20 protein-coding genes and 1 tRNA gene are annotated in these 23,439 nt (G+C 49.4%); 11 read left to right on the top strand and 10 right to left on the bottom strand.

Annotation, left to right across the window (positions count from 1 at the left end):
* Positions 1–2: 2 nt before the first annotated feature.
* Together EDF88_RS21420 and EDF88_RS21415 are read right to left on the bottom strand one after the other, a co-directional pair.
* Positions 3–1,364: a DUF308 domain-containing protein gene (locus EDF88_RS21420; RefSeq protein ID WP_134187130.1), complete on the bottom strand. Its 1,362-nt coding sequence runs from the start codon at positions 1,362–1,364 to the stop codon at positions 3–5.
* Positions 1,365–1,857: 493 nt separating this feature from the next.
* Positions 1,858–1,933 (bottom strand) — tRNA-Phe (locus tag EDF88_RS21415).
* A gap of 435 nt (positions 1,934–2,368) precedes the next feature.
* Here EDF88_RS21415 and EDF88_RS21410 point away from each other — a divergent pair.
* Positions 2,369–4,507: an ornithine decarboxylase gene (locus EDF88_RS21410; protein ID WP_134187128.1), complete on the top strand. Its 2,139-nt coding sequence runs from the start codon at positions 2,369–2,371 to the stop codon at positions 4,505–4,507.
* Between the two features lie 44 nt (positions 4,508–4,551).
* Here EDF88_RS21410 and EDF88_RS21405 read toward each other — a convergent pair whose 3' ends face one another.
* The 4 genes from EDF88_RS21405 to mutY all read right to left on the bottom strand — a co-directional run bounded on the left by EDF88_RS21405 (position 4,552) and on the right by mutY (position 8,571).
* Positions 4,552–5,805 (bottom strand): nucleoside permease, encoded by a 1,254-nt coding sequence (locus EDF88_RS21405; RefSeq protein ID WP_134187126.1) that lies wholly within the window; start codon positions 5,803–5,805, stop codon positions 4,552–4,554.
* Between the two features lie 258 nt (positions 5,806–6,063).
* Positions 6,064–7,140, bottom strand: a complete 1,077-nt coding sequence (gene mltC, locus EDF88_RS21400) for a membrane-bound lytic murein transglycosylase MltC (RefSeq protein ID WP_064516152.1) — start codon at positions 7,138–7,140, stop codon at positions 6,064–6,066.
* Between the two features lie 63 nt (positions 7,141–7,203).
* A complete protein-coding gene (locus tag EDF88_RS21395) occupies positions 7,204–7,476 on the bottom strand; it encodes an oxidative damage protection protein (RefSeq protein ID WP_034460971.1) in 273 nt (90 codons plus the stop codon).
* A gap of 9 nt (positions 7,477–7,485) precedes the next feature.
* Positions 7,486–8,571: an A/G-specific adenine glycosylase gene (mutY, locus tag EDF88_RS21390; RefSeq protein ID WP_134187124.1), complete on the bottom strand. Its 1,086-nt coding sequence runs from the start codon at positions 8,569–8,571 to the stop codon at positions 7,486–7,488.
* 158 nt (positions 8,572–8,729) lie between these two features.
* Between mutY and trmB the strand changes: the two genes are divergently transcribed.
* The 3 genes from trmB (at position 8,730) to EDF88_RS21375 (ending at position 10,687) form a co-directional block, all read left to right on the top strand.
* Complete coding sequence (trmB, locus tag EDF88_RS21385; RefSeq protein WP_134187122.1) at positions 8,730–9,449, top strand: tRNA (guanosine(46)-N7)-methyltransferase TrmB; 720 nt, start codon at positions 8,730–8,732, stop codon at positions 9,447–9,449.
* Positions 9,449–9,775: a YggL family protein gene (locus tag EDF88_RS21380; RefSeq protein WP_120063048.1), complete on the top strand. Its 327-nt coding sequence runs from the start codon at positions 9,449–9,451 to the stop codon at positions 9,773–9,775. Before trmB ends, EDF88_RS21380 begins: the two co-directional genes overlap by 1 nt.
* Before the next feature lie 195 nt (positions 9,776–9,970).
* Positions 9,971–10,687, top strand: coding sequence for a DUF2884 domain-containing protein (locus EDF88_RS21375; RefSeq protein ID WP_064516157.1), 717 nt, complete (start codon positions 9,971–9,973; stop codon positions 10,685–10,687).
* Positions 10,688–10,826: 139 nt separating this feature from the next.
* On the opposite strand, the gene leuD is transcribed toward EDF88_RS21375, so the two are convergent.
* From leuD to leuA, 4 genes are read right to left on the bottom strand one after another with little or no spacing between them, the layout of a single operon-like run.
* Complete coding sequence (leuD, locus tag EDF88_RS21370; protein ID WP_134187120.1) at positions 10,827–11,432, bottom strand: 3-isopropylmalate dehydratase small subunit; 606 nt, start codon at positions 11,430–11,432, stop codon at positions 10,827–10,829.
* Positions 11,433–11,442: 10 nt separating this feature from the next.
* Positions 11,443–12,843 carry a 3-isopropylmalate dehydratase large subunit gene (leuC, locus tag EDF88_RS21365; protein WP_134187118.1) on the bottom strand — a complete coding sequence of 467 codons (1,401 nt, stop codon included), beginning with the start codon at positions 12,841–12,843 and terminating at the stop codon, positions 11,443–11,445.
* A gap of 2 nt (positions 12,844–12,845) precedes the next feature.
* Entirely contained in the window at positions 12,846–13,937 is a 1,092-nt protein-coding gene (gene leuB, locus EDF88_RS21360; protein WP_064516163.1) for a 3-isopropylmalate dehydrogenase, read from the bottom strand.
* Between the two features lies 1 nt (position 13,938).
* A complete protein-coding gene (gene leuA / locus EDF88_RS21355) occupies positions 13,939–15,510 on the bottom strand; it encodes a 2-isopropylmalate synthase (protein WP_064516165.1) in 1,572 nt (523 codons plus the stop codon).
* Between the two features lie 835 nt (positions 15,511–16,345).
* On the opposite strand from leuA, the gene leuO reads away from it, so the two are divergent.
* The 7 genes from leuO to ftsL all read left to right on the top strand — a co-directional run bounded on the left by leuO (position 16,346) and on the right by ftsL (position 23,429).
* The gene (gene leuO, locus EDF88_RS21345) at positions 16,346–17,290 is read left to right on the top strand and encodes a transcriptional regulator LeuO (protein ID WP_134187116.1); all 945 of its coding nucleotides are present in this window, start codon (positions 16,346–16,348) and stop codon (positions 17,288–17,290) included.
* Between the two features lie 411 nt (positions 17,291–17,701).
* Entirely contained in the window at positions 17,702–19,426 is a 1,725-nt protein-coding gene (gene ilvI / locus EDF88_RS21340) for an acetolactate synthase 3 large subunit (protein WP_134187114.1), read from the top strand.
* Positions 19,427–19,428: 2 nt separating this feature from the next.
* On the top strand, positions 19,429–19,920 hold the full coding sequence (gene ilvN / locus EDF88_RS21335) for an acetolactate synthase small subunit (protein ID WP_034460956.1): 492 nt from the start codon (positions 19,429–19,431) through the stop codon (positions 19,918–19,920).
* A 174-nt stretch (positions 19,921–20,094) separates the two neighbouring features.
* Positions 20,095–21,099, top strand: coding sequence for a catabolite repressor/activator (cra, locus tag EDF88_RS21330; RefSeq protein ID WP_064516171.1), 1,005 nt, complete (start codon positions 20,095–20,097; stop codon positions 21,097–21,099).
* 564 nt (positions 21,100–21,663) lie between these two features.
* Positions 21,664–22,122, top strand: coding sequence for a division/cell wall cluster transcriptional repressor MraZ (gene mraZ / locus EDF88_RS21325; protein ID WP_064516173.1), 459 nt, complete (start codon positions 21,664–21,666; stop codon positions 22,120–22,122).
* 3 nt (positions 22,123–22,125) lie between these two features.
* The gene (gene rsmH / locus EDF88_RS21320; protein ID WP_064516175.1) at positions 22,126–23,067 is read left to right on the top strand and encodes a 16S rRNA (cytosine(1402)-N(4))-methyltransferase RsmH; all 942 of its coding nucleotides are present in this window, start codon (positions 22,126–22,128) and stop codon (positions 23,065–23,067) included.
* Positions 23,064–23,429 (top strand): cell division protein FtsL, encoded by a 366-nt coding sequence (gene ftsL / locus EDF88_RS21315; protein WP_134187112.1) that lies wholly within the window; start codon positions 23,064–23,066, stop codon positions 23,427–23,429. Before rsmH ends, ftsL begins: the two co-directional genes overlap by 4 nt.
* Positions 23,430–23,439 lie beyond the last annotated feature (10 nt).

The raw sequence follows: 23,439 nt of genomic DNA, 5'->3' as shown, positions 1-23,439 counted from the left end.
TATTAGTCTTCCGTCAGTTCCTCGCCGCTTTTGCCTTTTCCCCATTCAACGCGGCGCTGGAGCATTTTTTTCAGCGCCCGCCCGGTGGTATTTAACCAGCCCGTTGGGCGCGGATCGGCCAGCATGCTCAATGCGCGGGCGTAATCGAGCAGCAGGCCTGGCGTCCATGCCATAGTTTCAGCGCGTTTACGCAGTTGCAGAGCTACCCAAAGTTCTGGCGTCGACATCAGTTTCCCCATCGCCATCCAGAAACCACGTTTTTGCCAAAGCCTGCCAACCGAACCCTCGAGTGCGGCTTCCAGAGCCCGCGCCACGCTGCTTGAACAGTTCCGATACGTCAAATTATACGATTCATTCTGGCGATAGTTTTCCCAGAAAGCCTTAAGCCGGGATTCGCTGTAATTGCGGATGCGTACTTGCCTTGTCGACGGGCACCACTTTGCGGCTTCCGTCGCATAATCTGGCTGAAACAGCCCTGGGACGTTATTTTCGGGTGTGGCGCGCAGCAGGCGAGCGAACTCATCCGGAGACTGGTCAATAAGCTCTGCAGGATAGAGGCTGATGTAAACGCCTCCGGGGGATTCAAGTGCGGCGTGGCCGGTTGAAATAACCCCGTTGCGGTCGACTGCGGCGATATAGCGGCTAATTACCGGGCGAGGGATGGCTTCACCAGCGGCTGAACCGACGGGCGTCCAGACATGCACTGTAAGCGCTTTTTCGTCATCGTTCGGTGGGCCATCCCACTCCACAACGTCAGGTGGAAGATGAGCGGCTTCTTCCATGAATACAGTACCTTTCAGACCTGGATTCTCAGCGGCATTTTTGACGCGATTAGCGAGGATAAACAGGTTCCAGCCAGCAAATGCCAGGCCTAATCCGAGGCAGTAGGGCACCGTTCCGGAATAGTGGGTCGGCCACGGTTGGAAGAAAAATATCGCCAGCGCAATCTCAACAATGCCGCCCCATAAAGCAGGCCGCCAGCGTCGGTAGCGAACCACCACGGCAGAAGCAATTTGCAGTGCGCCATCAAATAAAAACAACAAACCAAAGATCATGGATAAAACGAAGTTACCGTGATGATGGCCCGCCAGAATCAATAGCGAAGCGACAGTAAATGCCCCGCCTTTTACGTAGCGCAGCACGCGTTGCCCGCCCATACCGCTGTGCGCCACCATCAATGTTGCAACACCTTCAAACAACAACAGGCAGGCAAAGGGTTGGATAGGGAAATAGAGCGAGCCATCCAAAGCATCAACAATAATCACCACTCCGGCAATAAGCGTGATCCAGCCAAAACGGCGTAGCCCGCGCCAGTGGGAGCGCAGGAAATCAACACCAAGCAGGATCATTGTTAGTCGCATCATGGATGTTATTCCGAGAATCAGTTCAACACATATATAGCCCACAAGACCGTGAAATGCGTGATTGGCGCTTCTGTAAGTCAGTTTTTTTGTGATTTTCACCGGAACTGGAAGATGTCTCTCAACACGATAATGCTCTGGATGACCGTTCATTAGGCGATACGTTATTAGTCGCGTGCTACAAGTTTGAAATCGACAGGCAACGACATTGTGGTCGAAAGGGAATCGCTAAAGAGAATGGTCTGTTTTGACGTTAGAAGCGAAGAAGTGACTTCAGAGGCGCAAACCCCAGAAAGCAAAAACCAGCCCTTAGACTGGTTTCTTTAAATAGTGGTGCCCGGACTCGGACAAAAACGTCGGGAACGTTTTTGAACAGCGCTTGCGCTGGCCCGCAGGGCGAGTCGCACGGAGGCGACGAGTAATCGAACGCAGTTCGATGGAGAGTCCGAATCCCAGAAAGCAAAAAACCAGCCCTTAGGCTGGTTTCTTTAAATAGTGGTGCCCGGACTCGGAATCGAACCAAGGACACGGGGATTTTCAATCCCCTGCTCTACCGACTGAGCTATCCGGGCAACGGGGCGCATTAAACCGTAAAGGCCGTTTGGCGTCAACGCTTTTGTGTTAATAAGCCGTGCGTTTGCACGAATAATGTGCTCTGCGTGGCAACTCGGGTTGAACGACAGGGCAGAAGGTGCCATGATTGCGCGAAATTTCACACATCTGCAACGGGGCGCTTATTGATGTTTATAGTCAATGTTCACCGGCATCTCTCGATGGCGCTCGTTCACCTTTCTACTATATCCCGAAGACCCTTGCTCACCATGCGGTGAGGGCAACGCACGCTCACTGCAGGACATCAGTAAAATTAGGCGATGCCTGGTTTTACTGATGTCTGGCGGTCGGAGTGGGTATCATCCTTCAGACCATCAAGACACATTCGCCGGGGAATGCTCCCTTTGCTGTGCCATAAGGCACTCACTCATCCTTGGCCTCTGGGATTTGTGCATATGAAATCTTTAAAAATTGCCGCCAGCCACGATGTGGTTGCAACTCTGTCCACGCATCGTGAAGTGGTTGCGCTTGATAGCACAGACTTCACCGATATTGCCGCTGTTGTTCTTTCTGAAGCCGATAGCCGCAGCGGTATTCTTGCGTTGCTTAAACGGACTGGTTTTTCGATACCCGTTTTTCTAGCGGCTGATACCTGCTCAGGCGAGCAGGAAGGTATTACGGGGTTGATCACCGGCAAAGCTCAGGACTATCTGGAGCTTGAAACCGCTGCTGTAGATTATGAAGAAAGCTTGCTCCCTCCGTTTTTCGATACATTGACGAAATATGTCGCGATGGAAAACAGCACTTTTGCCTGTCCTGGTCACCAACATGGTGAGTTTTTTAAAAAGCATCCAGCAGGGCGCCAGTTTTATGATTTCTTCGGTGAGAATCTATTCCGCGCTGATATGTGCAATGCGGACGTTAAACTCGGGGATTTGCTGATCCATGAAGGGTCGGCCAAACATGCGCAGAAGTTTGCCGCCAAAGTATTTAATGCCGATAAAACTTACTTTGTTTTAAACGGTACCTCGGCTGCAAATAAAGTCGTGACCAATGCGTTGCTGACTCGTGGCGATTTGGTCCTATTCGATCGCAATAACCATAAATCAAACCATCACGGTGCATTGATTCAGGCGGGGGCCACGCCGGTATATCTGGAGGCATCTCGCAACCCATTTGGTTTTATCGGCGGAATCGATGCGCACTGCTTTGATGAAAAGTATCTGCGTGAATTGATTGCAGAAGTTGCACCAGAACGTGCTCAGCAAAAACGCCCGTTCCGCCTTGCAATTATCCAGCTCGGTACTTATGACGGCACGGTTTATAACGCACGCCAGGTAGTGGATAACATCGGCCATCTTTGCGATTACATTCTGTTTGATTCAGCTTGGGTCGGTTATGAGCAATTCATCCCGATGATGGCTGATTGCTCGCCGTTGTTATTGGATCTTAATGAAAATGATCCTGGCATTTTTGTTACGCAATCGGTGCATAAACAGCAGGCTGGATTCTCGCAAACTTCGCAGATCCACAAGAAAGATAACCACCTGCGTGGGCAGGATCGTTTTTGCCCGCATAAGCGGTTGAACAATGCTTTCATGCTGCATGCTTCAACCAGCCCGTTCTACCCGCTGTTTGCGGCACTCGATGTGAATGCGAAAATTCACGAAGGGGAGAGCGGCCGCCGTTTGTGGGCTGAGTGTGTCGATCTGGGGATTGAAGCGCGTAAAGCGATCATCGCTAATTGCAAGATGATCAAACCGTTTATTCCACCGGTAGTTGCGGGCAGGCCGTGGCAGGATCACCCAACTACAGCAATTGCCCAGGAACGCCGTTTCTTTAGCTTTGAGCCGGGTGAAAAGTGGCATGGTTTTGAAGGCTATGCGCAGGATGAATATTTTGTCGATCCTTGCAAGCTGCTGCTGACTACGCCGGGGATCGATCCGCAAACTGGGCAATATACGGACTTCGGTGTACCTGCGGCGATTCTCGCAAACTACCTGCGTGAAAACGGTATTGTCCCCGAAAAAGCAGATCTCAACTCGATTCTATTCCTGCTCACGCCTGCGGAAAGCGCGGAGAAGATGGCTCATTTGGTAGCGATGCTGGCGCAATTTGAACAGCATATTGAAGACGATACGCCGCTGGTGGATGTGTTGCCGACGATCTATCAGAAGTATTCCCAACGCTATAAAGGCTACACGCTGCGTCAACTTTGCCAGGAGATGCACGATCTGTACGTCAGTTTTGAAGTGAAGGATCTGCAAAAAGCGATGTTCCGCAAAGCCAGTTTCCCTGCCGTTGCCATGAACCCGCAGGATGCCAACAGCGAGTTTATTCGCGGCAATGTGGAACTGGTACGCCTTAGTCAGTCAGAAGGGCGTATTGCAGCGGAGGGAGCGTTACCGTACCCGCCGGGCGTGCTTTGTGTGGTGCCAGGCGAAGTCTGGGGCAGTGCCGCGTTGCGTTATTTCCTGGCGCTTGAAGAGGGCGTGAATATGCTGCCGGGCTTCTCGCCGGAGTTGCAGGGCGTGTATAGCGAAACGGATGCTGATGGAATTAAGCGTTTGTACGGTTATATGATTCAGGCGTAAGAACAATGTCTCCCGTTTCTGAATGAAACGGGAGACATTGATTATCAGACTGCTGGCTGAACGGCCGCTGGCGTCCTGACATGTTTATATTTGAACAGTGCGACGAAGGCGAAGGCCAGCACCAGTGAATAACCGGCGAAAATCAGCCACACGCTTTGCCAGTCAGTAATACCTTGTAGCGTGAAGTGCTCTACCACTTTACCGCTGACAATCCCGCCAAGGATGCAACCAAAACCGTTTGTCATCATCAGGAACATGCCCTGTGCACTGGCACGGATTTCTGGTCTCACCTCTTTTTCAACGAATACTGAACCGGAAATGTTGAAGAAGTCGAAGGCGCACCCGTAGACGATCATCGACATCACCAGTAATACGGTACCCATTGGTGATGGGTCGCCAAAGGCAAACAGACCAAAGCGCAGCATCCACGCTACGATACTGATAAGCATCACGTTTTTAATGCCGTAACGAATCAGGAAGAACGGAATCGTCAGGATAAATACGGTTTCGGAAATCTGAGAAATCGACATCAGCACCGACGCGTGTTCGACGATAAAGCTGCTGGCGAACAGCGGGTTCTGGTCAAAGCTGTGCAGGAAGGTGTTACCGAACATATTGGTAATTTGCAGTTCGGCGCCCAACAGCATGGAGAAGATGAAGAAAATAGCCATGCGCTTGTTTTTGAATAACGCAAAAGCATCCAGGCCAAGCATTGAAGTCCAGCTCTGGTTTTTCTGCGCGTTGGCGACCGGGATGTGCGGCAGCGTCAGAGTGAACAGCGCTAAAACGACGGACAGTGTTGCGCCGATATAAAGCTGCATATGGCTTAATTCAAAGCCTGAGAAGCTAACGCCCCACATGGCGAAGATAAAGCCAATGGTTCCCCAGATACGAATTGGTGGGAAGTCCCTCACGATATCCATCCCCGCTGATTGCAGGCGATAGTAAGAGATGGTGTTCACCAACCCAAGCGTTGGCATATAGGCCAGAGAGTTCAGCAGAATGACGATAAACATCGCGCTTGGCGTTGTGACCTGTGCGGCGAAATACAAGGTTATGGCACCGACAATGTGGCAAGCCGCGTAGAGCCAGCGCGCACTAATCCATTTGTCCGCAATAATGCCGAGTAACGTCGGCATGAATACCGCAGCAATACCCAAAGAACTGTACACCGCGCCGATAGCTGCGCCATCGAACTTGAGGGTGACGAACATATAGGAGCCGAGCGTAGTGAGCCAACTCCCCCACAGGCAGAACTGCAGAAACGAAAGTATTTTTAGCTGCAGCTTAAGGTTCATGTAAATTTCCTCACAGGATTTTGGTGTTGAATGTTTCATTTCTAACATATGACATGAAATATGTTGTGAAAGTAACATTAGCAGTGCCGTGAAGTAATTTTTGGTACATTCAGCAAATAAATGAAAACATCCTCAAATTGCATTCGAGAATAGTGATTTGGGTTACACTTTTTGCGCAATCAGGCGATAAAACGGGAGAGGAGAGAGATATCTCCCACCGTAGAAACGGCTGGTGGGAGATAGGACAAGCATCAGAAGTTAGCGTCGGCGGTAACTCTTCTGTGCGGTATTCACTTTGTATAGATAGTTGCGTGATTCCGCTGAAGGGTGGCGTGTAGTAAGAGTCTGATACACATCGCCCGGATCCATACTGTTGATAATGTTGTAGGCACGGTTCTTGTCGTTGTTGAACACGCGCAGAACACTACCCGCACCGCCGTTATAAGCAGTTATCACAGCGTAGCGACGTGATGTTGGGTTATCAATTCCACTCAGGTAGCTGTTTTGCAGAATGGCCAGATAAGCAGTACCCGTATCGATATTGCTTTCAGGATCAAACAAATAGCTGCGGCTTGGCTTGCCCCATTTCCCCTGAGATTTAAATACATCAACCCCTGCGCTGTGCTGTACAACTTGCATCAAACCGAGCGCGTCGGCGTGGCTTACTGCGTAGGGGTTGAAGCTTGATTCCGTCTGCATAATGGCCAGAATCAACGATTCATCGACACCGTATTTCTTCGATGCTTTACGCACCATGCCGATATATTTATGTGCACGTTTATCAAGGTGGTTTGGTACCAGATTGATAGTCACGCTATAAACAATTTTAAGCCCGGTACTACGGCTTTTCAGGCGAGTTTGCAGCAGATAGTCAGCAAATTTGGCAGCGCGACCTTCCCAACGAATTGCCTGGCCGGTGTTATCGACAACCTGGCCATACAGGAATGGTTGTTTGGAGATCAACACATCGTTGGCATCGGAATAAAGATCGATAGAACCAGGATCGTCACCCATCAGCAAAGTCGTAATGATCGCCTGGCGCAGGTGCGCCGCAGGATCGGTACCAGCAATGGTTTCAATGGTAATCGTACCGTCGTCAAAGTTGATGTGGCTACGTGTCAGGTACTGGTCAGTATATTTTACGTAGTCTTTTGGACCCGCAATCAACACTTCCTTCATACCCCAGATATTTTCGATGTTGTGAGCAAATTGCCCCATCAAAATATCAAAACCATTAGTGTCCTTAACAAAAGCTTCGTTATAGGAATCATCTTTTTTGCTCGAACAGGAGATGAGCAACGGGACAACCAGAGCTAGCGCGAGAAATTTTTTCATCGTTCCGTGTATACGTATGCTTGTGCTTGTTGGTTTGCATAAGGGCCGATGGCCCTCGTATTGTTATTTTTCTGGCGGCGTGTAGCCTTCGATGTGGACTTCTTTGCCTTCGAACAGGAAATTGACCATTTCAGCTTCCAGCTCTTTGCGATGTTCTGGATTCATCATGCTCATTTTACGTTCGTTAATCAGCATGGTTTGTTTGGCCTGCCACAAAGCCCATGCTTCTTTAGATATTTCGTTATAAATACGTTTGCCTAGCTCGCCCGGGTACAGCTGGAAATCCTGGCCTTCGGCATCACGTTGCAGGTAGGTACAAAAAATAGTTCTGCTCATTTTTAATCCTCATTCTTCTTCAACAGCTCGCGCTGATTTAATCACTACCGGCTCGGCGTGTAATTGCTGTAATAAACGCTCTACAGGGGCGGCCAGTCCTACGGATGGTGGCTGCGCTAAGTTATACCAGAGAGCTGTCCCTTCATCCATGCACCCGCTGAATGAAGGCACGGGGAGCCACATTGGGACGATGTCCAAATGGAAGTGGCTGAATGTATGGCGGAAGGCGGTTAATTGCGTGAGATTATCTGCTGGAATCTGGTGTTGTGCCAGCCAGTCGCGTAGTTCATTTTCGGTATCGAATTGTGGGAAACAGTACAAGCCACCCCACAGACCAACCGGTGGACGCTGGGCAAGTAGTACGCTGTCCTGGTGCTGCATCATCAATAAATAGCCGGTGCGTTCCGGTATTGTAACTTTAGGCTTCTTACCTGGATAACTGGCCCAACTGTTATTGGCATAGGCCACGCAGATATTATTCACCGGGCAAAGTTCGCATTTTGGCTTCGAGCGGGTACAAACCATCGCTCCAAGATCCATCATTGCCTGGTTAAACTGGCTTACACCTTGCGCGGGCGTGACTTGCTCACTGATATCCCAAAGTTTCTTTTCAACATCTTTTTTACCGGGCCAGCCTCCAATGGCATAACAACGTGCAAGCACGCGTTTTACGTTGCCATCGAGAATCGGGAAGTGTTTACCAAGCGACAGAGAAAGAATAGCGCCCGCAGTCGAGCGCCCAACACCTGGCAATGCGGCCACTTCTTCAAAGGTTTCTGGAAACACGCCCATGTGAAGATTCGCCACCATTTGAGCAGCTTTATGCAGGTTTCGGGCGCGAGCGTAATAACCCAGCCCAGTCCACAGGTGTAGCACTTCATCAAGGGGGGCGTTGGCGAGATCTGTGATAGTCGGGAAGCGCTCCATAAAACGCTCAAAGTAAGGAATGACCGTGGCAACTTGCGTTTGTTGCAACATCACCTCAGACAGCCATACTTTATAAGGCGTTTTTTCGAGTTGCCATGGCAGTGTTTTGCGCCCGTATTTTTGGTACCAGTCGAGAACCTGGTGGGAGAATTGCGGCGCATGTGTCATTGTTACCCGGCATCCGATAAATAATAAGTGTGTGATTTAGGGGGCTGATTCCAGCACAGACGACTCTGTGCTGTAAACCGGAACTTTCTGGTGCTTGCTTCTCACCATTAACTTTGGATAATGCCCGTTTCCCGAAAACTAACTTAAGCCTGAACACCATGAAAAATGACGTCATCTCACCGGAATTTAATGAAGAAGGCCGCGCAATGCGCCGGATTCGTAGTTTTGTGCGCCGTCAGGGCCGCCTGACTAAGGGCCAGGAGTTCGCTCTGGAAAACTATTGGCCGGTGATGGGCGTTGAATATCAAGACGCGCCTGTTGATTTTACCGAGCTGTTTGGCCGCGAAGCGCCAGTCACGCTGGAAATCGGTTTCGGCATGGGTACGTCGCTGGTGGCAATGGCAAAGGCTAATCCACAGCAGAATTTTTTGGGCATAGAAGTGCATTCACCGGGTGTGGGTGCATGTCTCGCGACGGCTCACGAAGAAGGTGTCGAGAACCTGCGTGTGATGTGCCACGATGCGGTCGAAGTGCTGCAAAAAATGGTTCCTGACAATTCTTTATCCATGGTTCAGCTCTTTTTCCCTGATCCGTGGCACAAAGCGCGTCATAATAAGCGCCGTATCGTTCAAGTGCCGTTTGCCGAGTTCGTGAAAAGCAAACTGAAACTGGGTGGTGTGTTCCATATGGCAACCGACTGGGAACCTTATGCGGAACACATGCTCGAAGTGATGTCCTCTGTTGATGGTTATAAAAACCAGTCAGAGACTAACGACTACGTACCGCGCCCGGATTCACGTCCGGTGACCAAATTTGAACAACGTGGCCATCGTCTTGGTCACGGCGTATGGGACTTAATGTTCGAGAGGGTAAAGTAATGGCAATTAATCGTAGCCGTCGTTTGCGTAAGAAAATGCACATCGACGAATTCCAGGAAGTGGGGTTCTCTGTTGCATGGCGTTTCCCAGAAGGCACCTCCGAAGAACAAATCGATAAAATCGTTGATGAATTCATCGATGAAGTTATCGATAAAAATGGTCTGGCTTTTGATGGCGGCGGCCACCTTTCCTGGGAAGGCTTAATCTGCCTGCAGGAAATCGGCAAATGTACCGAAGAGCATCAGGCTCTGGTGCGCAAATGGCTTGAGGATCACAAGGCAGAAGACGTTCGCACTAGCGAGCTGTTTGATGTCTGGTGGGATTGATATATACCCTAATCTTTCAAGCTGCACGTGCGTTGGCTTTCCTCGCTCACCCCAGTCACTTACTTAAGTAAGCTCCTGGGGATTCACTGCGTCGCCGCCTTCCTGCAACTCGAAATCTGTGGGTATATGCAGAATAATCAGGTCGGTGAAAACCGGCCTTTTTTTTCTTAAATTTTTAGATGTTCAGGAGTCACTATGATTCGTAAGGCACTGATGGGCGTTCTGCTGCTAACTGCGATGCAGGCGCAGGCCGACTATAAATGCAGCGTCACGCCTCGCGATGACGTGGTAATCAACCCGCAATCCGTTCAGGTTGTTGGTGAGAATGGCAATCTGGTTATTGCCCCCGATGGCAGCCTGAAATTTAACGGCAAGCCACACACATTAAACGCAACGCAGCGCCAGTTGGCCCTGGATTACCAGAAAGCGTTGCGCACCGATCTCCCTTGGATCAACAACGGTGCACTGACACGTGTTGAAAAGGGTCGTGTCGCGCTGGATAAAATCATCGCTAAAGAAGTGGGTGAGAGCAGCAATATGCGTGGCCGTCTGACTAAACTCGACGCGCAGCTTAAAGAGCAGATGAACCGTATTATTGAAACCCGCCCGGATGGTTTAACCTTCCACTATAAAGCGATTGATCAAGTGCGCTCCGAAGGGCAACAGTTGGTGAATCAGGCGATGGGCGGCATCTTGCAGGACAGCATTAACGAAATGGGTGCTAAAGCGGTTCTGAAAGGTGGCGGCAATCCGCTGCAAGGCGTACTGGGAAGCCTTGGTGGCTTACAGACCTCGATTCAGAATGAGTGGAAAAATCAGGAAAAAGATTTCGAGCAGTTTGGCCGCGATGTGTGTAGCAAAGTGGTGACGCTGGAAGGGCAACGTAAAGGGCTGGTTGAGACACTTAAGTAATACCCTTCATACTTTAAGCTGACTCTTTGTTGGCTTCGTGCTCTCGCCCAGGTCACTTACTCATGTAAGCTCCCTGGGCCTCGAACACTTGCCGCCGCGATGCAGCTCGAATTATTTTGGGTATAAGACTTGCTGCTTATTAACGCATAAACGCCGGTTGTTTCTGCTCGTAAGCTGAAATTGAACCTTCGTGCTGTAACGTCAGACCGATACTATCGAGCCCTTCTAACATGCAGTGGCGGCGGAAAGTATCGATATTAAACGAATAGCTTTTCTCTCCCGCAATCACAGTTTGTGCTTCCAGGTCGACCACGAATTTAATCCCCGGATTTGCCGCGACCAGCTTAAACAGCTCATCGACTTCTGCTTCGCTCAGCGTAACCGGCAGCAACTGATTATTGAATGAGTTGCCGTAGAAGATATCCGCAAAACTTGGCGCGATAACCACCTTGAAGCCGTAATCAGTTAATGCCCACGGCGCATGCTCACGCGAAGAACCACAGCCGAAGTTTTCACGCGCCAGTAAAATTGAAGCGCCTTTAAATTCCGGGAAGTTCAGCACGAACTCTGGGTTTGGCTGCTGGCCGGCATCGTCCAGAAAACGCCAGTCGTTAAACAAGTGAGCACCAAAACCAGTGCGGGTCACCTTCTGCAAAAACTGCTTAGGAATAATTGCGTCGGTATCAACGTTTGCGGCATCCAGCGGAACGACCAGGCCGGTGTGTTGAACAAATTTCTCTGCCATGGTGTTTCCCTTATTTCAATGTACGGATGTCAGCAAAATGACCAGAAACAGCGGCGGCTGCTGCCATTGCCGGGCTAACCAGGTGCGTACGACCACCGCGGCCCTGACGGCCTTCAAAGTTACGGTTGCTGGTGGATGCACAGCGTTCACCCGGCTCCAGGCGGTCGTTGTTCATCGCCAGACACATGGAGCAACCAGGTAAGCGCCATTCAAAGCCAGCTTCAATAAAGATCTTATCCAGACCTTCTGCTTCGGCCTGCGCTTTAACCGGACCGGAACCTGGAACTACCAACGCCTGCACGCCTGGTGCAACTTTACGGCCTTTGGCAATTTCTGCCGCAGCGCGCAAATCTTCAATGCGTGAGTTGGTGCATGAACCGATAAACACTTTATCGATAGCGACTTCGGTTAATGGAATGCCTGGTTTCAGGCCCATGTATGCCAGAGCTTTTTCAGCAGAGGCACGTTCAACCGGATCAGCGAAAGATTCAGGATTCGGGATGTTTTCGGTGACGGAAATGACCTGACCTGGGTTGGTGCCCCAGGTGACTTGCGGTGCAATGTCAGCCGCATCCAGGGTCACAATGCTGTCGAACTTAGCGCCTTCATCAGTGCTAAAGGTTTTCCAGTAGGTGACGGCGTCATCCCAGCTTTCTGCTTTCGGTGCGTGCAGACGGCCTTTCACGTAGTTAAACGTGGTTTCGTCTGGTGCAACGATGCCCGCTTTGGCACCCATTTCGATTGCCATGTTGCACAATGTCATGCGGCCTTCCATCGACAGCGCCTGAATCGCACTACCACAGAATTCCACTACATGACCGGTGCCACCCGCACTGCCGGTTTTGCCAATGATTGCCAGCACGATATCTTTCGCGGTAATGCCCGGTGCAGCGGTGCCAGTCACTTCAATCTTCATAGTTTTGGCGCGGCCCTGTTTCAGGGTTTGCGTTGCCAGAACATGTTCAACTTCCGAAGTACCGATACCGAACGCCAATGCGCCAAATGCGCCGTGGGTTGCGGTGTGCGAGTCGCCACAAACGATGGTCATGCCAGGCAAAGTAATACCCTGCTCTGGGCCCATCACGTGGACGATGCCCTGGAACGGGTGGTTCAGGTCATATAATTCAACGCCGAACTCTTTGCAGTTTTTCATCAATTCCTGCATCTGAATGCGGGCCATTTCGCCGGAAGCGTTGATGTCTTTAGTCTGCGTAGAAACGTTGTGGTCCATGGTGGCAAATGTTTTACCTGGCTGACGCACCGGGCGCTTATGCGCACGCAAACCATCGAACGCCTGCGGGGAGGTCACTTCGTGCACCAGATGACGGTCGATGTACAACAGTGGTGTTTCATCGACTGCTTCGTAGACGACGTGGGCATCGTACAACTTTTGATATAACGTCTTCGCCATGATTATTTCCCCTCTGCCACGAAGCGAGCAATGGTATCGCCCATTTCGTCGGTGCTGATTGCATTGCCATCACGAGCCAAATCGCCGGTACGGAAACCTTCTTCCAGCGCAAGGTTGATAGCGTTTTCGATGGCCAAAGCGGCCTCTTCAGCATCCAGGCTGTAGCGCAGTAACAGAGCCAGAGAAAGGATCTGCGCAATTGGGTTAGCAATATTTTTACCGGCGATATCAGGCGCGGAACCGCCCGCAGGTTCGTACAGGCCGAAACCTTGCTCGTTCAGGCTTGCGGAAGGCAGCATGCCCATAGAACCGGTGATCATCGCGCATTCGTCAGACAGAATGTCACCAAACAGGTTGGAGCACAGCAGCACGTCAAACTGGGACGGATCTTTAATCAGCTGCATGGTGGCGTTGTCGATATACATGTGTGACAGCGCAACGTCCGGGTATTCTTTCGCGATTTCACCAACGATTTCGCGCCACATCACCGACGATTGCAACACGTTCGCTTTATCAATTGAGGTGACGATGCTGCGACGTTTACGAGCAGATTCAAAAGCGATGCGCGCAATACGCTCGATCTCAAAACGGTAATACACTTCGGTATCAAATGCTTTCTCGTGCATACCGGAACCTTCACGGCCTTTCGGCTGGCCGAAGTAGATCCCGCCAGTCAGTTCACGCACACACAGAATGTCAAAACCGTTCGCGGCGATGTCAGCACGCAGTGGGCAAAACTCTTCCAGACCCTGGTACAGGCGAGCAGGGCGCAGGTTACTGAACAACTTAAAGTGCTTACGCAGCGGCAATAATGCGCCACGCTCTGGCTGCTCGGCCGGAGGCAGGTGTTCCCACTTAGGGCCGCCCACGGAGCCGAACAGAATTGCGTCTGCTTGCTCGCAGCCTTCAACGGTAACGGGTGGCAGCGGGTTGCCGTGGCGGTCGATAGCAATGCCACCCACGTCATATTGACTGGTGGTAATGCGCATATCGAAGCGCGTACGAACTGCATCCAGCACTTTCAGCGCCTGAGCCATAACTTCTGGGCCAATGCCGTCACCCGGCAATACTGCTATATGATGAGTTTTTGACATGTCACACGGTTTCCTGATTATTTTCTTTATTATGAGCTTTGCGTTGCAATTCTTTTTCAACGATACCTGCACGCCAGATGTTGTTCAGCACGTTAATCATCGCTTTTGCCGAAGATTCAACGATATCAGTCGCCAGACCAACGCCATGGAAACGGCGGCCTTTATGGGTCACAACAATATCTACCTGACCCAACGCATCTTTACCCTGACCTTTCGCAGACAATTGGTATTTCACCAGTTCGACATCGTAATTGGTGATGCGGTTAATCGCCTGGTAAACCGCATCGACCGGGCCGTTACCTGTTGCTGCTTCAGACTGCGTTTCTTCACCGCACTGCAACTGGACAGAAGCGGTAGAAATCACGCTTGAGCCGGACTGCACGTTGAAGTATTCCATGCGGAAATGTTCTGGTTCTTCTTGCTGTTTGCCGATAAAGGCCAGTGCTTCCAAATCGTAATCAAAGACCTGACCTTTTTTGTCGGCCAGTTTCAGGAAGGCGTCGTACAAAGAATCCAGGTTGTAATCTTCTTCTTTATAGCCCATCTCTTCCATGCGGTGTTTCACCGCCGCACGGCCAGAACGGGATGTCAGGTTCAACTGCACCTGATTCAGACCGATAGTTTCCGGGGTCATGATTTCGTAGTTTTCGCGGTTTTTCAGCACGCCATCCTGGTGAATACCGGAGGAGTGTGCGAAAGCATTGGAGCCGACGATTGCTTTGTTGGCAGGGATTGGCATGTTGCACAGCTGGCTGACAATCTGGCTGGTGCGGTAGATTTCATGGTGATTAATATTGGTATGCACGTCTAACATTTGGCCGCGTACTTTAATCGCCATGATGACTTCTTCCAGCGCAGTGTTACCTGCACGTTCGCCTATACCGTTCAGTGTGCCTTCAACCTGACGGGCACCGGCCTGAATCGCAGCGATAGAGTTGCCGGTCGCCATGCCTAAATCGTCGTGGCAGTGCACAGAGATAATTGCTTTATCAATGTTAGGGACGCGGTTATACAAAGTCTGAATAATGCCGCCGAACTGCACTGGCGTGGTGTAACCCACAGTATCAGGGATGTTGATGGTTGTAGCACCTGCGCCAATAGCGGCTTCAACAATACGGCACAGGTTATCGATTGGAGTACGGCCAGCATCTTCACATGAGAACTCTACGTCATCGGTGTAGTTACGGGCGCGTTTAACAGAATTGACTGCACGAGCTAAAACATCATCGAAGGTACTGCGTAATTTGGTTTCGATGTGCATGGTGGAAGTGGCCAAAAACACATGAATACGGAATGCTTCGGCAATCTTCAGCGCCTCGGCGGCAACATCGATATCTTTATCTACACAGCGAGCGAGGCCACATACACGGCTATTTTTGATATTGCGAGCGATGGTCTGTACAGATTCGAAGTCGCCAGGAGAGGAAACCGGGAAACCAACTTCCATTACGTCAACACCCATACGTTCCAGTGCCATCGCAATTTGCAGCTTCTCTTTTACACTCAGGCTTGCCTGTAATGCCTGCTCACCATCACGCAAAGTGGTATCGAAAATAATGACTTGTTGGCTCATGTTATGGTCCTTTCTCGTCTTAGGGGCCCTTGCTACGAGCATAAAAAAACCCGCGCAGTGGCGCGGGTTTTTTCTGTCTGATGGCTTGAATCAACGCTCGATTTCGCCCACCAGCCTACCGCGCAAAGAAGTTGCGTTTAGTAGTAGACCTAGTAGGCGAATGGTGCGAATCATGTTTTCAAGCCCCAAGTGAATTCGTTATGCATTTATTGGTACTTGATCTGCCTTGCTGTGTCAACAATCGATTCTCTCAGGCACAGTTTTGGCGATAGTAAGGTGGGTGTGACGGTCAGTTATTTATGCTGGTATATCAATTTTTCATAATATTTATAAAAGGTATGAAAAAGGACTGTTTACCGTTTTATGTAAAAATGAAATCGTCAGAAACAATTAAAAATAATATGTTTATTACCAGTATCATTCATCATGATTATGATTTACGAGGGTTAAAAAAGGCAAGAATCCAATTTTAGGAATTTATCTCCTTTCCTTATCACTCGATTATCAGTAGAAGTATTGTTTCAGACCCGCGATGTCATCCAAGATTGATATATAATTCATTGGGCGAATCATTGTGCGCTAAGTCATTTTGTGATTTCATTAGCATGTTCAGGAAATCAACTGACACAAAAAGTTATACACATCTTTATAGTTATAGCAGACTTGTCAGTAGCTGAAGCCGTATTGGCGTGTCAGGAAGCGTGAATTAAAAATTCTATTTTTAAATAATGTTTTCAATTGTATTGATCAGCATGCTCTGCTTAGCAAGTGATAATAGGGATAGCCCGCAGAGTTAATCTGTGAAAAAGGACGAACCATCTTAGTGGAGTTTGCCATGCCTGATAATTATGTAGAACAACCAACAGTACATGATGGGTTAAAACCTCAACTACGCTCTGTTGATTTAAATTTATTAACTGTATTCGATGCTGTTATGCAAGAGCAGAATATTACCCGTGCTGCTCAAACCCTGGGGATGTCTCAGCCCGCAGTGAGTAATGCGGTAGCCCGATTGAAAATAATGTTCAATGATGAGCTATTCGTACGTTATGGCCGAGGTATACAGCCTACGGCTCGCGCCTTCCAACTGTTTGGCGCCATTCGCCAGGCATTGCAGCTGGTACAGAATGAGTTACCAGGAGCAGGTTTTGACCCGAGCAGCAGTGAAAGGGTGTTTAACATTTGTGTCAGCAGCCCTTTAGATAATTTTTTAACCTCTGTTATCTTTAATAATGTGAAACGGTTTGCGCCAGGTATTCAGTTACTCTTTAAGTCGTCTTTAAATAAAGATATTGAACATCAATTACGTTATCAGGAAACAGAGTTTGTTATTAGCTATTCTGAATTTCGTCGTCCTGAGTTTACATGTATTCCACTATTTGAAGATGAAATGGTTCTGGTGGCGAGTAAGAAAAACCCACGCTTAGTTAACCCATTAACTGAAGAAGACGTTTATAACGAAAAACATGCGGTTGTTTCCCTGGATCGCTTTGCATCATTCAGTTCACCATGGTATCAAACAGCAGATAAACTAGCCTGTATTGCTTATCAAGGGATGGCAATGATCAGCGTTTTAAATATTGTGTCGCAGACTCAACTGGTTGCGATAGCTCCACGCTGGTTAGCTGAGGAGTTTTCTGAGTCACTTAATTTACAAACATTTCCACTGCCGCTTAAAGATAATACAGCTACTTGTTATTTATCGTGGCATGAAGCAGCAGGGCGCGATAAAGGGCATCAATGGATGGAAAAATTACTGACTACAGTGTGCAGTAAGTAGATTTAGAGTACCTGTCTGAGTAAGCCGGATGGTTAAAACTATCCGGTTATCCTTCATTTATTAGCCTTTGTAGTATTTTCCTCTTTAGTTGGTTTTGTTCCTTCTCTCCAGAACATATGATAAATCGTCCGCTAATTAGATTTATCCTGCAAAGCCATCATCCATAATATTTTCATTCATAGTTTCCGCTTATGGTCAGAGCATAACTCTGTCAGCAGAGGGTTTTGTAGTGTTCGTAAGAAAATCCTTGTTTGAGACTTGAAGATTGGCAATTGATTGCCTGATTTTCAACGGTTATGTTAGGCAACTATCAATAATAAAAAGACATATGCAGGGCGCAATAACCTGCCTCAACGACTTAGCTGAAATGATTTCGGTGGTCGGTCAAACACGTAAGCCTGGAGGCAAACCATGGAGATGTTGTCAGGAGCCGAGATGGTCGTCCGATCGCTTATCGATCAGGGCGTTAAACATGTATTCGGTTACCCAGGAGGCGCAGTACTCGATATTTATGATGCGCTTCATACTATTGGCGGCATTGATCACGTGCTGGTACGCCATGAACAAGCGGCAGTGCATATGGCTGATGGCCTGGCACGTGCAACCGGTGAAGTGGGGGTCGTGCTGGTGACATCCGGTCCCGGTGCTACAAACGCAATCACCGGCATTGCTACGGCTTACATGGACTCCATTCCAATGGTGGTGCTTTCTGGTCAGGTTGCAACATCGCTGATTGGCTATGATGCATTCCAGGAATGCGACATGGTGGGGATTTCTCGCCCGGTCGTGAAACACAGCTTTTTAGTCAAACAAGCAGAAGACATTCCTGGCATCATCAAGAAAGCCTTCTGGCTTGCAGCAAGTGGCCGCCCAGGTCCGGTTGTGGTCGATTTGCCAAAAGACATTATGAGTCCGGCAAATAAGTTCCCTTATAGTTATCCCGAAACCGTCAGTATGCGTTCTTATAACCCGACCACTCAAGGTCACAAGGGGCAGATTAAGCGCGCATTGCAAACCTTGCTGGCGGCGAAAAAACCGGTCATGTATGTCGGTGGCGGTGCGATCACTTCTGCCTGTCATGATGAACTGCTTGAACTAGCCCAGAAGCTGAATATTCCGGTCGTATCCTCGTTAATGGGTCTTGGTGTGTTTCCAGGGACTCATCGGCAGGCTTTAGGCATGCTGGGGATGCACGGAACCTACGAAGCTAACATGGTGATGCACAACTCCGACGTGATTTTCGGGGTAGGTGTGCGCTTTGATGACCGTACCACCAACAATCTCGCGAAGTACTGTCCGAATGCGACGGTGCTGCATATTGATATCGACCCAACTTCTATTTCTAAAACTGTCGGTGCGGATATTCCTATTGTTGGCGATGCGCGCCAGGTTTTACAGCAAATGCTGGAGCTGATGGCGCAGGAAGATACGTCGCAGTCCTGCGATGATATCCGTGACTGGTGGCAACAGATTGAGCAATGGCGTGCGCGCCAGTGTCTGGAGTTTGACAGAACAAGCAATAAGATTAAGCCACAGGCGGTGATTGAAACTATCTACCGTTTGACCAAAGGCGAGGCCTACGTCACTTCAGATGTCGGTCAACACCAAATGTTTGCTGCACTTTATTACACCTTTGATAAACCTCGCCGTTGGATTAACTCTGGCGGCCTCGGCACTATGGGCTTTGGTTTGCCAGCCGCACTGGGTGTGAAGCTGGCATTGCCAGACGAGACCGTGGTTTGCGTTACGGGTGATGGCAGTATTCAAATGAATATCCAGGAACTCTCTACCGCGCTGCAATATGGTTTGCCGGTATTGGTGCTTAACCTCAACAACCGCTATCTCGGTATGGTGAAACAGTGGCAGGACATGATTTATTCTGGCCGCCATTCTCAATCCTATATGGAGTCGTTACCTGATTTTGTGCGCGTTGCGGAAGCTTATGGGCATGTAGGTATCAACATTAACCAGCCGCATGAGTTGGAAAGCAAGTTGATCGAAGCGCTGGAGGCCGTGCGTAACCAGCGTCTGGTATTTGTCGACGTCGCAGTTGATGGCACTGAGCATGTGTACCCAATGCAGATCCGTGGCGGTGGTATGGATGAGATGTGGTTAAGCAAAACGGAGAGAACCTGATTATGCGCCGGATATTATCTGTATTACTCGAAAATGAGTCCGGGGCGCTGTCCCGTGTAATAGGCTTATTTGCTCAGCGCGGTTACAACATTGAAAGTCTGACCGTGGCTCCGACTGATGATCCCACACTGTCTCGCATGACTATCCAAACGGTTGGTGATGCGAAAGTGCTGGAGCAGATTGAAAAACAGCTGCATAAACTGGTGGATGTCCTGCGTGTCAGCGAACTGGTGCAAGGGGCGCATGTCGAACGTGAAATCATGCTGGTAAAAGTGCAGGCGAGTGGTTACGGGCGTGAAGAAGTGAAGCGCAACGCGGAAATCTTCCGTGGGCAAATCATTGATGTCACACCAACGCTCTACACTGTTCAACTTGCTGGAACTAGCGACAAACTGGACGCATTCCTGAATACCATTCGTGAAGTGGCTAAGATTGTCGAAGTAGCACGCTCAGGTATTGTAGGCGTGTCGCGTGGCGATAAGATTATGCGCTAGCCTGTAATGGCGGCTAAATAATAAACCCGGTAAAACACGTACCGGGTTTTTTTTTGCAAATAGCGCAGCAACTGCCAGCAAAAGCGGTTGCCCGAGGTATTATTCTGCGCTTAGATGATAAAAATGAAACCATGACCAGGGTATGGTTATGGAAATCCTAAATAAGGGGCTACTGTGAAATTGGATGAAATCGCGCGCCTGGCTGGAGTTTCGCGCACTACGGCGAGCTACGTCATCAACGGTAAGGCAAAACAGTATCGCGTTAGCGATAAGACCGTTGAGAAAGTCATGGCAGTTGTACGCGAACATAACTACCACCCGAATGCTGTGGCTGCAGGATTGCGTGCCGGGCGCACGCGTTCTATCGGATTAGTTATTCCAGACCTTGAAAACACAAGCTATACCCGTATCGCCAACTATCTGGAGCGCCAGGCTCGTCAGCGTGGATATCAGTTGCTTATCGCATGCTCGGAAGATCAGCCTGACAATGAAATGCGTTGTATTGAGCACCTGCTACAACGCCAGGTTGATGCGATCATTGTTTCAACGTCACTGCCGCCTGAACATCCATTCTATCAACGCTGGGCGAACGATCCTTTTCCCATCATCGCGCTCGATCGTGCATTAGATCGCGAAAATTTCATAAGCGTAGTCGGTGCAGACCAGGAAGATGCGGAAATGCTGGCCAGTGAGCTGCGTACTTTCCCTGCAGAAACGGTTCTTTATCTTGGCGCGTTGCCGGAGCTGTCAGTGAGCTACTTGCGCGAACAAGGTTTCCGTACCGCGTGGAAAGATGATCCACGTGAAGTGCACTTCTTATATGCCAACAGTTATGAGCGTGAAGCCGCAGCGCAGCTTTTTGACAAGTGGTTGGAAACGCACCCAATGCCACAGGCGCTCTATACCACCTCATTTGCATTATTGCAGGGTGTGATGGATGTAACTTTACGACGTGAAGGTCATTTGCCGTCAGAACTGGCTATTGCCACTTTCGGGGACAATGAATTGCTCGATTTCCTGCAATGTCCAGTCTTGGCTGTTGCGCAGCGCCACCGTGATGTAGCTGAGCGAGTACTGGAATTGGTATTGGCAAGCCTCGATGAGCCACGTAAACCTAAGCCTGGATTAACCCGTATTCGTCGTAATCTATATCGCCGTGGCAGTTTAAGTCGGCACTAACAAGAGATGGCAGTTACGGCTGCCATTCTTAATTAAGAATAATCCCGTTTTATATCCCATAGTTATTCAGGTAATTATTTTTCATTGATAATAGACACTTCTCTTAATTCCAGAATCGATATAATTCCTTCTTCTGAATTATTTTGTTACATAGCAGTGTGTAAAAGTGCCCGATAATTAAACAATAGTTCTCAGTGACCATTCAAACTAACCCGCAGCCCGCGTTTCGCCTACATCTGGCGCTGTTATCCTGCAGAGAAATACCTTAAAATGCCGACCGCGTCGCAAACTGAACACTTCATATTTTACCTTGCAGGTTTTCAGTCGATTTAACGATATTTATGCTTATTGATCTTTTTTCTTTCAAATATTCATAACGTTAATTTTGCATCGTGGATGTAGCGCCTTTTCACGCCAGTCATTTATCAATCGCTTAGGAGATGAAAATTATTTCCATTAGCGTTGTAGCTTGCTTGACAAGGTTTTCCTCCGCTCCGTAAACTCCTTTAGGTGGGATTTTGTGGGTCAAAGTGGTGGAAAGGGGAATTTAAGGGTGAGGCTGGCATGTTCCGTGGGGCAACATTAGTCAATCTCGACAGCAAAGGGCGGCTTGCCGTACCTACCCGTTACCGGGATGCGCTTGTCGAAACCTCTGAAGGTCAGATGGTTTGTACCATCGACATCCATCACCCATGCCTGCTGCTTTATACCCTTCCCGAGTGGGAAATTATTGAACAAAAGCTAGCTCGTCTGTCGAGCATGAACCCTGTTGAACGTCGCGTGCAGCGATTATTACTGGGGCATGCCAGTGAATGTCAGATGGATAGCGCCGGGCGATTATTGCTAGCACCTGTTTTGCGCCAATACGCCGGGCTAACCAAAGAAGTGATGCTGGTTGGGCAGTTCAATAAGTTTGAACTGTGGGATGAAACGACCTGGCATCAACAGGTCAAGGAAGACATCGACGCTGAGCAGGCTACGACAACCACCTTGTCGGACCGTCTGCAGGACTTGTCACTATAAATAATGATGGAAAATTTTAAACATACTTCAGTCCTGCTTGATGAGGCCGTGAATGGTCTCAACATTCGTCAGGATGGCATCTACATAGATGGCACTTTTGGCCGCGGTGGCCACTCTCGCTTGATTCTTTCCCAACTGGGACCAGAAGGGCGCCTGTTGGCAATTGACCGTGATCCTCAAGCGATTGAGGCTGCCCGGGCAATTGATGATCCGCGCTTCTCTATCATTCATGGGCCCTTCTCTGAATTAGCTGAATACGCACGCGAACGCGACTTGCTGGGCAAAATTGACGGCATACTGTTGGATCTTGGCGTTTCTTCCCCGCAACTCGATGATGCAGAACGCGGCTTCTCGTTTATGCGTGATGGCCCGTTGGATATGCGTATGGACCCGACTCGTGGTCAGTCAGCTGCCGAATGGTTGCTCAGTGCTGAAGAAGCAGATATCGCCTGGGTGATTAAAACCTTCGGCGAAGAAAAGTTCGGCAAACGTATTGCGCGCGCCATTATCGAGCGCAACCGCGAACAGCCAATGACACGTACTAAAGAACTTGCGACGGTTGTAGCAGCAGCAATGCCGGTTAAAGACAAATTCAAACACCCGGCCACGCGTACTTTCCAGGCAATTCGTATCTGGATCAACAGTGAACTTGATGAGATCGAGAAGGCACTGAAAGGCTCGATTGAAACGCTCGCAACGGGTGGCCGCCTGTCAATTATCAGTTTCCACTCTCTGGAAGACCGAATTGTTAAGCGCTTTATGCGTGAAAACACCCGTGGACCACAGGTTCCGGCCGGTATCCCAATGACTGAAGCCCAGTTGAATAAGCTTGGTGGCAGATATTTAAAATCAATTGGCAAAATGATGCCAGGCGATGAAGAAGTGGCGGAAAACCCGCGCGCGCGTAGTTCGGTTCTGCGCATCGCTGAAAGGACGAACGCATGATCAGCAGAGTGGCAGAAGCCCTGAATAAAGTTACTGGCCAGTTGAGCAGTGGCGAGCGGCATGCATTACCAACAGTGATTGGTGGTGATTTGCTGCGTCATGGGAAACTACCGCTGATCTTGTTCACCGCCATTATCGTTACCGCCATTTTTGTTGTGACAACCGCTCACCACACCCGTCTGCTTACCGCTCAGCGTGAGCAAATGGTTGTGGAACGTGATGCGCTGGATATCGAATGGCGAAATCTGATTTTGGAAGAAAATGCACTGGGCGATCATAGCCGGGTGGAGCGGGTCGCAACGGAAAAGCTGCAATTGCAGCATGTTGACCCATCGCAGGAAAACATTGTAGTTCAGCAATAAGGAATCGCGT

Origin of the sequence: Buttiauxella sp. BIGb0552 (assembly GCF_004366275.1) — a bacterium.
Classification (GTDB): domain Bacteria; phylum Pseudomonadota; class Gammaproteobacteria; order Enterobacterales; family Enterobacteriaceae; genus Buttiauxella; species Buttiauxella gaviniae.
Note: the sequence above shows the minus strand (reverse complement) of the source record. Positions and strands in the feature narration are given on the sequence as shown.